The sequence below is a fragment of the Pseudomonas sp. EA_65y_Pfl1_P113 genome (genome assembly GCF_963970525.1).
Taxonomy (GTDB): Bacteria; Pseudomonadota; Gammaproteobacteria; order Pseudomonadales; family Pseudomonadaceae; genus Aquipseudomonas; species Aquipseudomonas tritici.
Genome location: NZ_CAXAQM010000041.1, coordinates 32,991 through 45,400, shown reverse-complemented (window position 1 = coordinate 45,400; position 12,410 = coordinate 32,991). Strand labels below are relative to the sequence as shown.

Sequence of the window (12,410 nt, the reverse complement as noted above, 5' to 3'; positions counted from 1 at the left end):
AGTTGGAAGGAATAAACAATCGAATAAAGGTCATCAAACGAATGGCGTACGGTTACCGGGACAGCGAGTTCTTCTTCATGAAGATCAAGAGCGTCTTTCCCGGCAATCCGTGAAGAACCATTTTTTAACCCAAGGTTCTGCGACCGCGTGCCCTTTGCGCCTTTGCACAGCGGTGTCCGGCTCAGCCAAGTCGATGTCTTTCTCAACCAAGCCTGCGACTTGAGGCGCGGACTATCTTGAGCGCCAGGCCCACTGAATTTGATGAGCCGCAGCGCTCTTCGGCCACTTACGATAAGGACAGCCCAACCATGCCAATTGTTCGCCCCACCCTTGAACAGCTATTGGATGTATCGACCAGCCTGTACATGCAGATCAGTGCGGAGCAAGGCCATGAATACCTGGCTCTTATGCAGTCAAGCTTCGACGCTTATGACCTGATTGACGAGCTGCCTGACTTCATTCCGCCGGTACGTTACGAACGCAGCTCGGGCTATCGACCCTCGACTGCACACAACCCGCTCAACGCCTGGTACTACCGAACGGAAGTCAGCGGCGCCCGCGAAGGCAAGTTGGCGAATAAAACCGTCGCACTCAAGGACAATATTTCACTCGCTGGCGTACCGATGATGAATGGTGCAAAGCCCCTTGAAGGCTTCGTTCCCTCATTCGATGCCACCGTTGTCTCCCGCTTGCTGGATGCCGGCGCAACCATCCTCGGCAAGGCAACATGCGAGCATTACTGCCTATCCGGTGGTAGTCACACCTCCGATCCGGCGCCGGTGCACAACCCCTATCGCCACGGATTTGCCTCGGGTGGGTCGTCTTCCGGCAGCGCAGCACTGGTTGCCGCGGGCGAGGTCGACCTGGCAGTCGGCGGTGACCAGGGCGGGTCAATCCGGATTCCTTCCGCATTCTGCGGCACTTACGGAATGAAGCCGACCCACGGACTGGTGCCTTACACCGGGATCATGGCCATTGAGGCGACTATCGATCATGCCGGCCCCATCACGGCAAACGTACGGGACAACGCCTTGATGCTGGAGGTCATGGCGGGAGCGGATGGGCTCGACCCGCGACAAACCGCGCCCCAGGTCGACGCTTACAGTGATTACCTGGAGCGCGGTGTAAGCGGGCTGAGGATCGGAGTCCTGCGCGAAGGCTTTGAACTGCCCAACCAGGATCCGCGTGTTGCCTCGTCTGTGCGCAATGCCATCGACGCATTTGCACGGATGGGCGCGCACGTCGAAGAGGTGTCAGTGCCTGAGCACAAGATTGCCGGTTCGCTGTGGCACCCCATCGGCTGTGAGGGCCTGATGATGCAGATGATGCACGGCAATGGGGCCGGCTTTAACTGGCAAGGGCTATATGACCTCGGGTTGCTGGACAAACAAGCCGGATGGCGCGATCAGGCGAATGACCTGTCCGCCTCTCTCAAGCTGTGCATGTTCGTCGGGCAATACGGTCTGGAGCGCTACAACGGTCGCTTCTACGCCAAGGCACAAAACCTCAGGCGCCTGGCACGCTCCGGGTATGACGCCGCATTGGCGCGCTATGACCTGTTGGTGATGCCCACCGTGCCGATCATTGCCCAGCCCCACCCGGAGCCCGGTTGCTCGATCACCGAGTACGTGGCCCGAGCGCTGGAAATGATCGGCAATGCCTCCGCACAGGACATCACTGGCCATCCGGCCATGTCGATTCCCTGCGGCCTGGTAGACGGTTTACCTGTCGGGCTGATGCTAGTGGGCAAACACTATGCCGAAGGCACGATTTACCAGGCTGCAGCGGCTTTCGAGGCATCGGTTGACTGGAAAAACAGCTAGAAGCCGATGCGTCCCATGCAGCGCAAAAGAATAAGCCGCCGGGCGCTGCCTAGAAGCTCAACGATGAGGAACCAACTGATGACCACACCTGAAATAAAACCATCAACCCCGGGTGAGCGAGCACAGGCGTTACTGCAAGTGCTCAAACAAAAAGACCTGATCCCCGACGGTTACATCGAGCACATGACACAGCTCATGGCACACGAATGGAGCCCGCAGAACGGTGCTCGGGTAGTGGCCAAGGCATGGGTGGACCCGCAGTTTCGCGAACTGCTGCTCAAGGACGGTACGGCTGCGTGCGCCCAATTTGGCTATACCGGCCCGCAGGGTGAATACATTGTTGCGCTGGAAGACACGCCCAGTGTGAAAAACGTGATTGTGTGCAGCCTGTGCTCCTGCACCAACTGGCCCGTCCTGGGCTTACCGCCGGAGTGGTACAAGGGCTTCGAGTTCCGCGCCCGACTGGTTCGCGAAGGGCGTACCGTGCTGCGGGAGCTGGGCACGGAGCTGCCGGACGGGGTCTCCATCAAGGTGTGGGACACCAGCGCCGAAAGCCGCTATCTGGTGTTGCCTTTGCGGCCAAAGGGCAGCGAATCTATGGATGAAGAGGCGCTTCGAAAATTGATTACCAAGGATGTCCTTATTGGCGTGGCGCTACCGTACGTCGCGTAACCGGGGTGCTTTGTTTCTTTCAATTTTCATTCTCTATTCATTGCCTATTAAGAGGTATCCACAATGGATGGCTTTCACGATCTCGGCGGTTTCCAAGGCTTTGGCAAAGTCCCTCACACCATCAACAGTCTGAGCTACCAACCCGTGTTCAAGCAGGACTGGGAGCACCTGGCGTACAGCTTGATGTTTATCGGTGCCGATCACTTGAAGAAGTTCAGCGTGGACGAAGTGCGCCACGCCGTCGAACGACTGGACGTGCGTCAGCATGTCGGCACCCAGTACTACGAACGCTATGTCATCGCCACCGCCACCCTGCTGGTCGAAACCGGCGTCATCACCCAGGCGGAGCTCGATCAGGCCCTGGGTTCTCACTTCAAACTGGCGAATCCCGCGCATGCGCAGGGCCGCCCGGCGATCACTGGCCGACCGCCTTTTGAAGTCGGCGACCGGGTTGTCGTGCGCAACGAGTATGTAGCCGGGCATACCCGCATGCCGGCCTATGTTCGCGGCAAGGAAGGTGTGGTCCTCCACCGGACTTCAGAAAAATGGCCTTTTCCGGACGCCATTGGTCATGGCGACTTGAACGCTGCGCATCAGCCAACCTATCACGTCGAGTTTCGCGTGAAAGACCTGTGGGGGGATGCGGCCGATGGCGGTTTTGTGGTGGTCGACCTGTTCGAAAGCTACTTGGACAAGGCCGCCAGCTCACATGCGGTGAACGTATGATTGACGGCGCCCAGGCGAGCCGACTGCCGGTGACCGTGCTTTCTGGTTTCCTCGGCGCCGGCAAAACCACCCTGCTCAATCATATCTTGCGTAATCGCGACGGCCTGAGAGTGGCAGTCATCGTCAATGATATGAGCGACGTCAACATCGATGCCGAAGAGGTGCAGCGCGACGTGGCGCTGCACCGTGGTCGAGATGAGTTGATCGAAATGAGCAATGGCTGTATCTGCTGCACGCTGCGCGCCGATTTGCTCGAACAGATCAGTGCCCTGGCACGCCAGCAACGTTTTGACTACCTGCTCATTGAGTCCACGGGAATCTCCGAGCCGATGCCGGTTGCCGAGACGTTCGCATTTCTTGACGCAGAAGGCTTCAGCCTCAGCGAACTGGCGCGGCTCGATACCTTGGTGACGGTGGTCGATGGCAGTCGTTTTCAGACGTTGCTCGAATCGCCGGATATCGTGGCGCGCGACGACGCACAAGCGGACACACCCAAACGCCATCTGACAGATCTGCTGATTGAGCAGGTGGAGTACGCCAACGTCATTCTCGTCAACAAACTGGACCTGATCGACGAGCCCGGTTATCAGGCCGTGCACGCGGTCCTCACCGGCCTTAACCCGACCGCGCGGATCATGCCGATGACACACGGCAACGTTGAGCTATCAGGCATTCTCGGTACCCATATGTTTGATTTACCCAGCCTGGCTGCATCACCCGGCTGGATGAAAAAAATGCAGGCCGACGACACACCGGTCTCCGAGTCGGACACCTATGGCGTGACGTCATGGGTGTACCGCGAGCGTGCCCCCTTTCACCCACAGCGATTACTCGATTTTCTGCAACGCCCCTGGCGCAACGGGCGGCTGTTGCGTAGCAAAGGTTACTTCTGGCTCGCCAGCCGGCACCTGGAAACCGGCCTGCTGGTGCACAGCGGCAGGCAGTTCCAGTGGGACTATGTCGGGCACTGGTGGAACTTCATCGAGCAGTCGCAATGGCCGCGGGATGAATATCGGTTGCGAAGCATCATGACCAAGTGGGACAGCATTGTCGGTGATTGCCGGCAGGAATTGGTCTTTATCGGCCAGGATCTGGATACCCACGTGTTACAGCGCGCCCTCGACGACTGCCTGCTGAGTGCCCAGGAAATAGCCGCCGGCCCATCAGCCTGGCAAACGCTGCCGGGAGCGAAAGTCTTTGACGCCCAGGCCTTATCGGCCCCGATGCAGTCCTTGCAGGCTGTTCCCATTTGACCGAGGTAGAGGTGCCCCATGCTCTTTTTCAGCCGAACCACACGCCGGGTATTGGCGCAGCTCGCCGACCGACTGGAGCAGCCTGATCAGGCGAGCACGCCATTGGCGTCGAACAACCGGTTGGTGCGCCTCATCCTGGCAAGCGTCGAGCGACTGCTGCAAGAGCGGCAAGCCGTTAAGGAGCAGGCCTGCGCACTGACGTTTCGCGTCAGCCAACTGGAAGAGCACCTGGCCTGCCGTGACACGCTGTTGCGGCAATGGGAGGCGCGCTGGGTACTGATCACACAGGGCGCAGATGAACTGTTCTGGGAACTGGAGCTGGATGGAACCGCTGCACCTGGGCCGGAATGTGCAATGACGTGGACGGGGCCAGCGTCGAACTCGGCCCAGGCTATGAATCAGCTCGGCGCGTGGAGTGAACAGTTGCACCCGGATGACCGGCAAGTGCATTTGGCAGCGCTCGCCAGGCACCTTGCTGATCGCAGCGGGCGGACGGCATTTGCGCTCGAGGTGCGGATGAAACCTGCACCCGGCGATGACTATCGCTGGTGCAGCATAAGTGGTGCCTCGCGTCGCGATGCGCAAGGCGCAGCGCTCTGCATCGCTGGGACCGTTCGTGACATTCATGAACAGTACCTGCACAACGAGGCGCTCGAACTGGCGGCCACACGTTTCGACATTTCCCGGGAAATGCTGCATGACGGGCTTTGGGATATCGAGGTGGTAGCAGGCGACCCGGCGAACCCGAAAAATACCATTTGGTGGTCTTCGCAAATGCGACGACTGCTGGGGTGCAACACCGTCGAGGAGTTCCCCAACACCCTGGAAAGCTGGACCTCGCGCTTGCATCCCGACGATAGCGCACGGGCCATCGGCGCATTCGTCGCCCATGTGGACGACCGCAGCGGCAAGACGCCGTTCGATGTGGATTATCGACTCAAACACCAAAACGGTACTTACCGCTGGTTTCGCGGTCGTGGGCAAACGCGCCGCGCGCAGGACGGCTCCCCGCAACGGGTGGTGGGCGCCATCACCGACATACATGCCCACCATGAAGAAAGCACGATGCGCGAGGCGCAGGCGCAACAACATCGGGTGATGCAGGAAACCCTCACCAAGCTGACGCAGATTGTTGCCTCCATTCAGGGCATTGCCAGCCAGACCAACCTGCTGGCGTTGAATGCCGCCATTGAGGCGGCGCGAGCAGGCGAAGCCGGTCGCGGGTTTGCAGTGGTCGCCGATGAAGTGCGCAAGCTAGCCACGCGGACCAGCCAGGCGACCCAGCAAGCGGCCGAGATGATGGACAACTAGCAACATCCCTGCGCCTGCGCGGCTTGCGTGGCCATAGGGCAAATTCCAACAATAATAATCAGGTACGTTATGCGCGATTACGACTCAGCAGTGTCAACCTTCGACTATCTACAACTGGCTGCTCAAAACTTGCACGGCGAACCGGGAGCCTTGAACGCCTGCATCGAGTGCTGCGACCGGCACGCTCATGGCAATGCCGTGGCGCTGTACTGCGAAACGCGGGATGGTCGCGCCACGCACTACACGTTCAGCGAACTGCAGGTGCACGCTGCGCGCTTTGCCAACTTTCTGCGAGCGCAAGGGGTACAGCCGGGAGATCGTGTCGCCGGACTCATGCCACGCACGGTTGAACTGGTGATTGCTATCCTCGGGACCTGGCGCATCGGTGCGGTCTACCAACCTCTCTTTACCGCATTCGGGCCCAAGGCGATCGAGCAGCGATTGGATTGCTCCGGGGCACGCTGGATCGTAACCGATGCCCACAATCGTCCCAAGCTGGATGACATCCCCGACTGCCCTCGCGTCATCGTGACAGACGGCACCCCACAGCACCCGAGCGATTACGGTTTCTGGGACGCCCTCGGTCGCCAACAGGCCGACTGCACGCCTGAGCTGCTGGACGCGAGTGCGCCTTTCCTGCTGATGTGTACCTCGGGCACTACAGGACCTGCCAAGCCGCTTGAGGTGCCTTTGAGCGCCATTCTGGCCTTCAAAAGTTATATGCACGATTCAATCGACTTGCGCGAAGACGACCATTTCTGGAACCTCGCCGACCCCGGCTGGGCCTATGGCTTGTATTACGCAGTGACCGGGCCACTGGCGTGCGGCCGAGCCACGCTGTTCCATGACGGCCCTTTCACCGTGGAAAGCACCTGCCGGATTATCGCCAAGTATGCGATCAGCAACCTGGCCGGCTCGCCCACGGCCTATCGCCTGCTGATTGCTGCCGGGGCCGAGTTCGCCGACGCCGTGCGTGGCCAGTTGCGTATCGTCAGCAGCGCCGGGGAACCGCTCAACCCGCAAGTCATCCGTTGGTTCGCCGAACAGCTCGGCGTGGTCATTCACGACCATTACGGCCAAACCGAAATTGGCATGGTGCTATGCAATCACCATGGGCTACGCCATCCGGTACGTGAAGGTTCTGCCGGTTATGCGGTGCCGGGGTACCGGATTGTCGTGCTGGATGATGCGCATCGGGAACTACCGACGGCTCAGCCGGGCGTACTGGCGGTGGATCGCGCGCGCTCGCCCCTGTGCTGGTTCAATGGCTACTTTCACATGCCCACCAAGGCGTTTGTCGACCGTTACTACTTGAGCGGCGATATCGTTGAGCTCAATGAGGACGGCAGTATCAGCTTTGTAGGCCGTAACGACGATGTGATCACCACGTCCGGCTACCGCGTGGGGCCTTTCGATGTCGAGAGCGCGCTGATCGAACATCCGGCAGTCGTCGAAGCCGCGGTGATCGGCAAGGCCGACCTGCAACGCACCGAGCTGATCAAGGCGTTTGTGGTGCTGAACCGTCAGTACCTGCCCAGTGCCGAGTTGGCGGAAGCCCTGCGTCTGCATGTCAAACAGCGCTTGGCCGCGCATGCGTACCCACGGGAAATCGAGTTCGTCGAACAACTGCCCAAGACCCCAAGTGGCAAGTTGCAGCGGTTCATTCTGCGCAACCAGGAAATTGCCAAACAGCAGGCACTCTACACATGACTCACGGGCGTATGGTTCCCACGCTGAGCCGTTCGGAGTTTCAGCGCAGAGCCCTTGAGCTGTTCAAGGAACGTAGTTTCAGCCAGGTCAGCATGCGCGAATTGGCGGCGCATGTTGGAATCAGCCCGGGAGCGATTTATCACCATGTAGAGAGCAAGGAAGCAATGCTGTTTGAATGGCTGACAGAGCTCTATCAGGCGCTGTTGTCGCACGTCGACCTGATCAAAACCCGAAGGTTGACGCCCGCGCAACGCCTGACAAAACTGATCGAAGGCCATCTCAAATTGCATGAACAGATGACCGGGCACTTCAAGTTAGCGGTCATGGATACCAATTGCCTGGGCGCTCCAATGCAGGCACGCGTTGAGCGATTGAGGCTAGCCTATGAGTCAGAAATCATGAAGTTGGTCGGCCAGTTGGGCCATCAACCCGGCGGCCCGTTGCGCGAGGGGGCGCTTACTGCGATTTTGCCCATGCTCAACAGCCTACCCATATGGCTGAGCCCGAAGGTTGATAACAGCCAGCGTCGGCTTATTACAAAGACCATCGCCGATGCGGTAATTCACGCCATAAACGCCCTACCTTGAGTGCCCCTGCCCAGCTCTGGATTTCAAAACTGACTCAAGACCTTTTGTTCGCGTCCACGTCCAACCTGATACCCATGTATGCGCAGATACAGGATGATCGCCGTGGGGGCAAAAATGGGGGCATCGAAAGGTTCTTCGGAGCTCAAAGTACCGCCCTAGAGCCCAGTCAAAATGTTTTTTGGCGACCCTGAGAGTCTTTAAGGATCGTCTGGAAGGCCGTTCGGCCGATCAACGCTACCTCCATGCTCAGCCGCAATCGCGCCGGGGATGGCAAAGGCCTTGAAATTCAGTTGCAGAGGCAGTTCGATCGCCATCAGCGCGCCGCCCAACAGCGGGCCGACAATCGCGCCATTGCGACCGATGCCGGACGCCCAGCCCACGCCTGTGGTGCGAATCGACAAGCCTTAGAGCTGCGCAGCCCCCACTCGCGCATGAGTGACGGCAGGCCCACGCCTTAAATAAACAAGTCATAGCCTTCAAAGGTCAACAGCAAGGCACACAGGCTCACGATTAACCAGTGGAAGCGGTTGAACGGGGCATTATCGATAATCGAATGGCCATCATGGCTGCGCATGGCAGTGCTCTCTTTTTTGTTGTTGTGAGTCAGTGTCAGCAGATGGAAAAAGCCTTAGCCGAGGTCGCCGCCGCCCACCGGCAAGGTCACGCCGGTGATGTAGGAGGCCTCGTCGCAGGCCAGGAACAGAATCGCGCCAGCTTGTTCGTCGATGCTGCCGTAGCGTTTCATCGGGCTGCTGTCGAGGGTCTGGTCGACGATCTGCTGGTACCACACACGCTCCTGCTCGCTCTGCGGCTGGCTGTTGCGCGGGATGCGCCGTGGCGGTGCCTCGGTGCCGCCGGGCGCGGTGGCGTTGACGCGAATCCCGCTGCCGGCAGTCTCCAGGGCCAGGCAGGCCGTCAAGGCATTCACGCCGCCCTTGGCCGCGCCATACGGCACGCGATTGACCCCGCGCGTAGCCACGGAAGACACGTTGACGATGGCGCCTTCTCCCTGCTCCAGCATGTACGGCAGCACGCAATGGCAGCACCACAACGTAGGGAACAGCGAGCGGCGCACTTCGGCCTCGATTTCAGCCTCGGCGTAATGCTCGAAAGGCTTGGCCCAAATGGTCCCGCCGACGTTATTGACCAGCACGTCGATGCGCCCGAAACGGGCCGTGGCGGCGGCCATCACCCGCGCGCACTCGCTGTATTGTTCCAGGTCGGCGGTCAGCAGCAGCGCTCGCTCATGCTGCAATTCATGCACAAGCTCGGCGCGATCCACCGCGACCAGCCAGGCGCCCTCCTCCAGCAAGCGCTCGGCGACACGCCGGCCGATCCCTTGGGCAGCGCCGGTGACCAGCGCGACCTTGTTGTTAAACCGTTGAGTCATGCGGCAGTCCTCAGGCGGCATCGCACGGGGCGACGGCGTTAGGGGTGAATTTCTCGTAATGGAAGCTGGTCGGGGTCACGCCCTGCTGCATGAAGTGCTCGCGCACCGCATCGACCATCGGCGGCGGGCCGCACAGGTACACGTCGACATCGCCGCCATTGAGGGATTCGTCGGCCATGTGCTGGGTCACATAGCCCTGGCGCGGGTGAGTGGTGTGCGGATCAGCCACGCAGGTCACCAGGTTGAAGTCGGGCAAACGCGCGGTAAAAGCCTGCAACGCCTCGACCATCACCAGGTCCTGATCCCGCGTTACGCCGTAGATCAACCGGATCGGGCGAGTTTCCTGGCGCTGCGCGAGCACTTCAAGCATCGACAGGAACGGCGCCAGGCCGGTACCACCGGCCAGTAACAGCAGCGGCCGCTCCACCTCACGCAGGTAGAAACTCCCCAGTGGGCCGGTGATCGCCACGCGGTCGCCCGGATGGGCGCGCGCGAGCCAGCTGCTCATCAACCCGCCGGGCACGTGCTTGATCAGGAAGCTGGCGCGCGTGTCGCCCGGGCGACTGCTGAAGGAGTACGCGCGTGTCTGCCCACTGTCGGGCACGCTGATATTCACGTACTGGCCAGGCAGGAATACCGGCGCCTGGTCCAGCTCGAAACTCGCCTCCACCGCGGCATCGGCATGTCGGGTGATGCCAGCCAGCGTCGCGGCGAAGTGCGTGGTGCCGGTCTTGCAGGCGCTGGACGGCATCGGCACAGCGATCACGCAGTCGGACTGCGGCACCATCTGGCAGGTCAGTACCTGGCGCGCCTGCGCTTCATCGGCGCTCAGGGCGTCGTCGATATAGTCGTCGCCCAAGTCGTAGGCGCCGGTTTCACAGTGGCATTTGCAGGTGCCGCACACACCATCCGAGCAGTCCATGGGCAGGTTGATGCGTTGGCGGAAGGCGGCATCGAGCACCTTTTCCCCCACCTTGCAGTCGATGAAGCGTGTCACCCCATCCTCGAAGTTCAGGGCGATGGCATACGTCATGGCGGTGTCCTCAGATGTGGTAGATGTCGATGACCTGGTGGATGTAGTCGTTTTTCAGCACCACCTTCTTGCGCGTGATCAGCGGCTGCTCGGCACGGATGTCGAGGCGATAGAAGGAGGTACCGAAATAACTGTCGGTGGTTTTGTAGCGGTGGCTGAGGGTGTGCCAGTTGAAACGCAGGTCCACCTGCACGCCGTCGTCGGACAGCACTTCGAGGTTGCACAGCATGTGCACGGTGCGCGGCTCGGGCGTGCTGGCGCTGGAGCGCTCGGTCTTGATGCGGAAGATACGGTCTTCCAGGCCGTCACGGTTGGGGTAGTAGATCAGCGAGATTTCGCGCTGCGGGTCTTCGGTGAGGGTGTCGTGATCGTCCCAGGCGGGCATCCAGAACTCGGCCTTGGGCGAATAGCAGGCCAGCCAGTCATCCCATTGGCGGTCGTCGAGCAGGCGCGCTTCACGGTAGACAAAATCCAGCAGGTGGTCACGGGCGAGGCTCATGGCTGCACCTCGCGGTCGCTGGCAATCAGCCCTCGCTGTTCGCGCTCGATCGCACGTTGCAGGCTTTGGGCCCAGTGCGCATGCTGGCGCACAAACAAACCCTCGTCCTCGGTCTTGACCCCGCTGAGCTGCGGTTGCATGCCCATGACCAAGGCATTTTCGTCCGCGCCTTCGACCCACTGCCTGGCGCCACGGCTCAAGTCATTCCACAAGGTGCTCGCGCCCTGGTAACCGGTCTGGCAGGCGCGGAATTCCTCGAGGTCATCCGGCGTGCCCATGCCGCTGACGTTGAAGAAATCTTCGTACTGGCGAATCCGCGTGGCGCGCTCCTGGGCGCTTTCGCCGATGGGCGCCATGCAATAGATTGTCACTTCGGTTTTATCCACGGCGAGGGGGCGCACCACGCGGATCTGCGTCGAGAACTGGTCCATCAGGTACACATTGGGGTAGAGGCAGAGGTTGCGGGTCTGGTCGACGATAAAGTCGGCGCGCGCCTGGCCAAGGCGTTCGGCCAAGGCCTCGCGGTGAGCGTGCACCGGGCGCACTTCGGGGTTGAGCAGGCGCGTCCACAGCAGGATATGCCCGTGGTCGAAGGCGTAGACGCCGCCCAGGCTTTTCGACCAGCCATTGGCGTCGACGGTGCGCGTGCCTTCGGCTTCGTAGTTGCGCCGGCCCATGGTCGCCGAGTAGTTCCAGTGCACGGAGCTGACGTGGTAACCGTCGGCGCCGTTTTCGATTTGCAGCTTCCAGTTGCCGTCATAGACATAGGATGAGCTGCCGCGCAGCACCTCCAGGCCCAAAGGAGCCTGGTCGACCATCTGGTCGATGATGACGCGGGTTTCGCCCAGGTAATCGCTGAGTTCCGGCACCGCGTCGCTGAGGCTGCCGAACAGGAAACCACGGTAGTTTTCAAAGCGCGCCAGGCGCTTGAGGTCATGGGAGCCTTCGCAGTCGAAGCTGTCCGGGTAGGCGCCGGTCTTCGCGTCCTTTACCTTGAGCAACTTGCCGGCGTTGCTGAAGGTCCAGCCATGGAAGGGGCAAGTGAATGAGCCCTTGTTGCCTCGTTTGCGCCGGCACAGCATGGCGCCGCGATGCGCGCAGGCGTTGACCAGGCCATGCAGCGCGCCGTGTTTGTCACGGGTGATGACCACCGGCTGGCGGCCGATCCAGGTGGTGAAGTAATCGTTGACCTCCGGCACCTGGCTTTCATGCGCCAGGTAGATCCAGCCGCCTTCGAAGATGTGTTTCATCTCCAGGGCAAACAGGTCGGGGTCGGTAAAGATGTCGCGGCGGCAGCGAAACACCCCAGTGGCGGGGTCTTCCTGTACGGACTCGCGCAATTGGCAGGCGAGTCGGGCGAGTGTACTGATCATGGGGCGGGCCCTCCGTTGTTCTTGTATCAGGCG

11 protein-coding genes and 3 pseudogenes are annotated in these 12,410 nt (G+C 60.6%); 9 read left to right on the top strand and 5 right to left on the bottom strand.

Annotated features, from left to right (window positions below; translation table 11 throughout):
- The 9 genes and pseudogenes from AACY52_RS25035 to AACY52_RS25000 all read left to right on the top strand — a co-directional run.
- Positions 1-113 (top strand): transposase (locus AACY52_RS25035; RefSeq protein ID WP_036984840.1); only part of this gene is annotated, 113 nt, incomplete at its 5' end.
- A gap of 195 nt (positions 114-308) precedes the next feature.
- Positions 309-1,823, top strand: coding sequence for an amidase (locus tag AACY52_RS25030; protein WP_339428255.1), 1,515 nt, complete (start codon positions 309-311; stop codon positions 1,821-1,823).
- 78 nt (positions 1,824-1,901) lie between these two features.
- Positions 1,902-2,495 (top strand): nitrile hydratase subunit alpha, encoded by a 594-nt coding sequence (nthA, locus tag AACY52_RS25025; protein ID WP_032891454.1) that lies wholly within the window; start codon positions 1,902-1,904, stop codon positions 2,493-2,495.
- A 63-nt stretch (positions 2,496-2,558) separates the two neighbouring features.
- Positions 2,559-3,221, top strand: coding sequence for a nitrile hydratase subunit beta (gene nthB, locus AACY52_RS25020; RefSeq protein ID WP_339428254.1), 663 nt, complete (start codon positions 2,559-2,561; stop codon positions 3,219-3,221).
- Positions 3,218-4,474, top strand: coding sequence for a GTP-binding protein (locus AACY52_RS25015; protein ID WP_339428253.1), 1,257 nt, complete (start codon positions 3,218-3,220; stop codon positions 4,472-4,474). The genes nthB and AACY52_RS25015 overlap by 4 nt, the downstream gene beginning before the upstream one ends.
- 18 nt (positions 4,475-4,492) lie before the next feature.
- Positions 4,493-5,491 (top strand): annotated as a pseudogene (locus AACY52_RS25010) (PAS domain-containing protein); the annotation flags it as partial.
- Positions 5,492-5,776 (top strand): annotated as a pseudogene (locus AACY52_RS32360) (methyl-accepting chemotaxis protein); the annotation flags it as partial.
- Positions 5,777-5,854: 78 nt separating this feature from the next.
- Positions 5,855-7,495, top strand: a complete 1,641-nt coding sequence (locus AACY52_RS25005; protein WP_339428251.1) for an AMP-binding protein — start codon at positions 5,855-5,857, stop codon at positions 7,493-7,495.
- 11 nt (positions 7,496-7,506) lie between these two features.
- A complete protein-coding gene (locus AACY52_RS25000) occupies positions 7,507-8,082 on the top strand; it encodes a TetR/AcrR family transcriptional regulator (RefSeq protein WP_339506913.1) in 576 nt (191 codons plus the stop codon).
- Positions 8,083-8,279: 197 nt separating this feature from the next.
- Here the strand turns inward: AACY52_RS25000 and AACY52_RS24995 are convergent.
- The 5 genes and pseudogenes from AACY52_RS24995 to AACY52_RS24975 all read right to left on the bottom strand — a co-directional run.
- Positions 8,280-8,486: pseudogene (locus AACY52_RS24995) on the bottom strand (hypothetical protein); the annotation flags it as partial.
- A 224-nt stretch (positions 8,487-8,710) separates the two neighbouring features.
- Complete coding sequence (locus AACY52_RS24990; protein WP_339437125.1) at positions 8,711-9,472, bottom strand: 1,6-dihydroxycyclohexa-2,4-diene-1-carboxylate dehydrogenase; 762 nt, start codon at positions 9,470-9,472, stop codon at positions 8,711-8,713.
- A 10-nt stretch (positions 9,473-9,482) separates the two neighbouring features.
- Positions 9,483-10,505 carry a benzoate 1,2-dioxygenase electron transfer component BenC gene (gene benC, locus AACY52_RS24985; RefSeq protein ID WP_339560911.1) on the bottom strand — a complete coding sequence of 341 codons (1,023 nt, stop codon included), beginning with the start codon at positions 10,503-10,505 and terminating at the stop codon, positions 9,483-9,485.
- Positions 10,506-10,515: 10 nt separating this feature from the next.
- Positions 10,516-11,004 carry a benzoate 1,2-dioxygenase small subunit gene (gene benB / locus AACY52_RS24980; protein WP_339437127.1) on the bottom strand — a complete coding sequence of 163 codons (489 nt, stop codon included), beginning with the start codon at positions 11,002-11,004 and terminating at the stop codon, positions 10,516-10,518.
- Positions 11,001-12,377, bottom strand: coding sequence for a Rieske 2Fe-2S domain-containing protein (locus AACY52_RS24975; RefSeq protein WP_339560910.1), 1,377 nt, complete (start codon positions 12,375-12,377; stop codon positions 11,001-11,003). Before AACY52_RS24975 ends, benB begins: the two co-directional genes overlap by 4 nt.
- Positions 12,378-12,410: the final 33 nt, after the last annotated feature.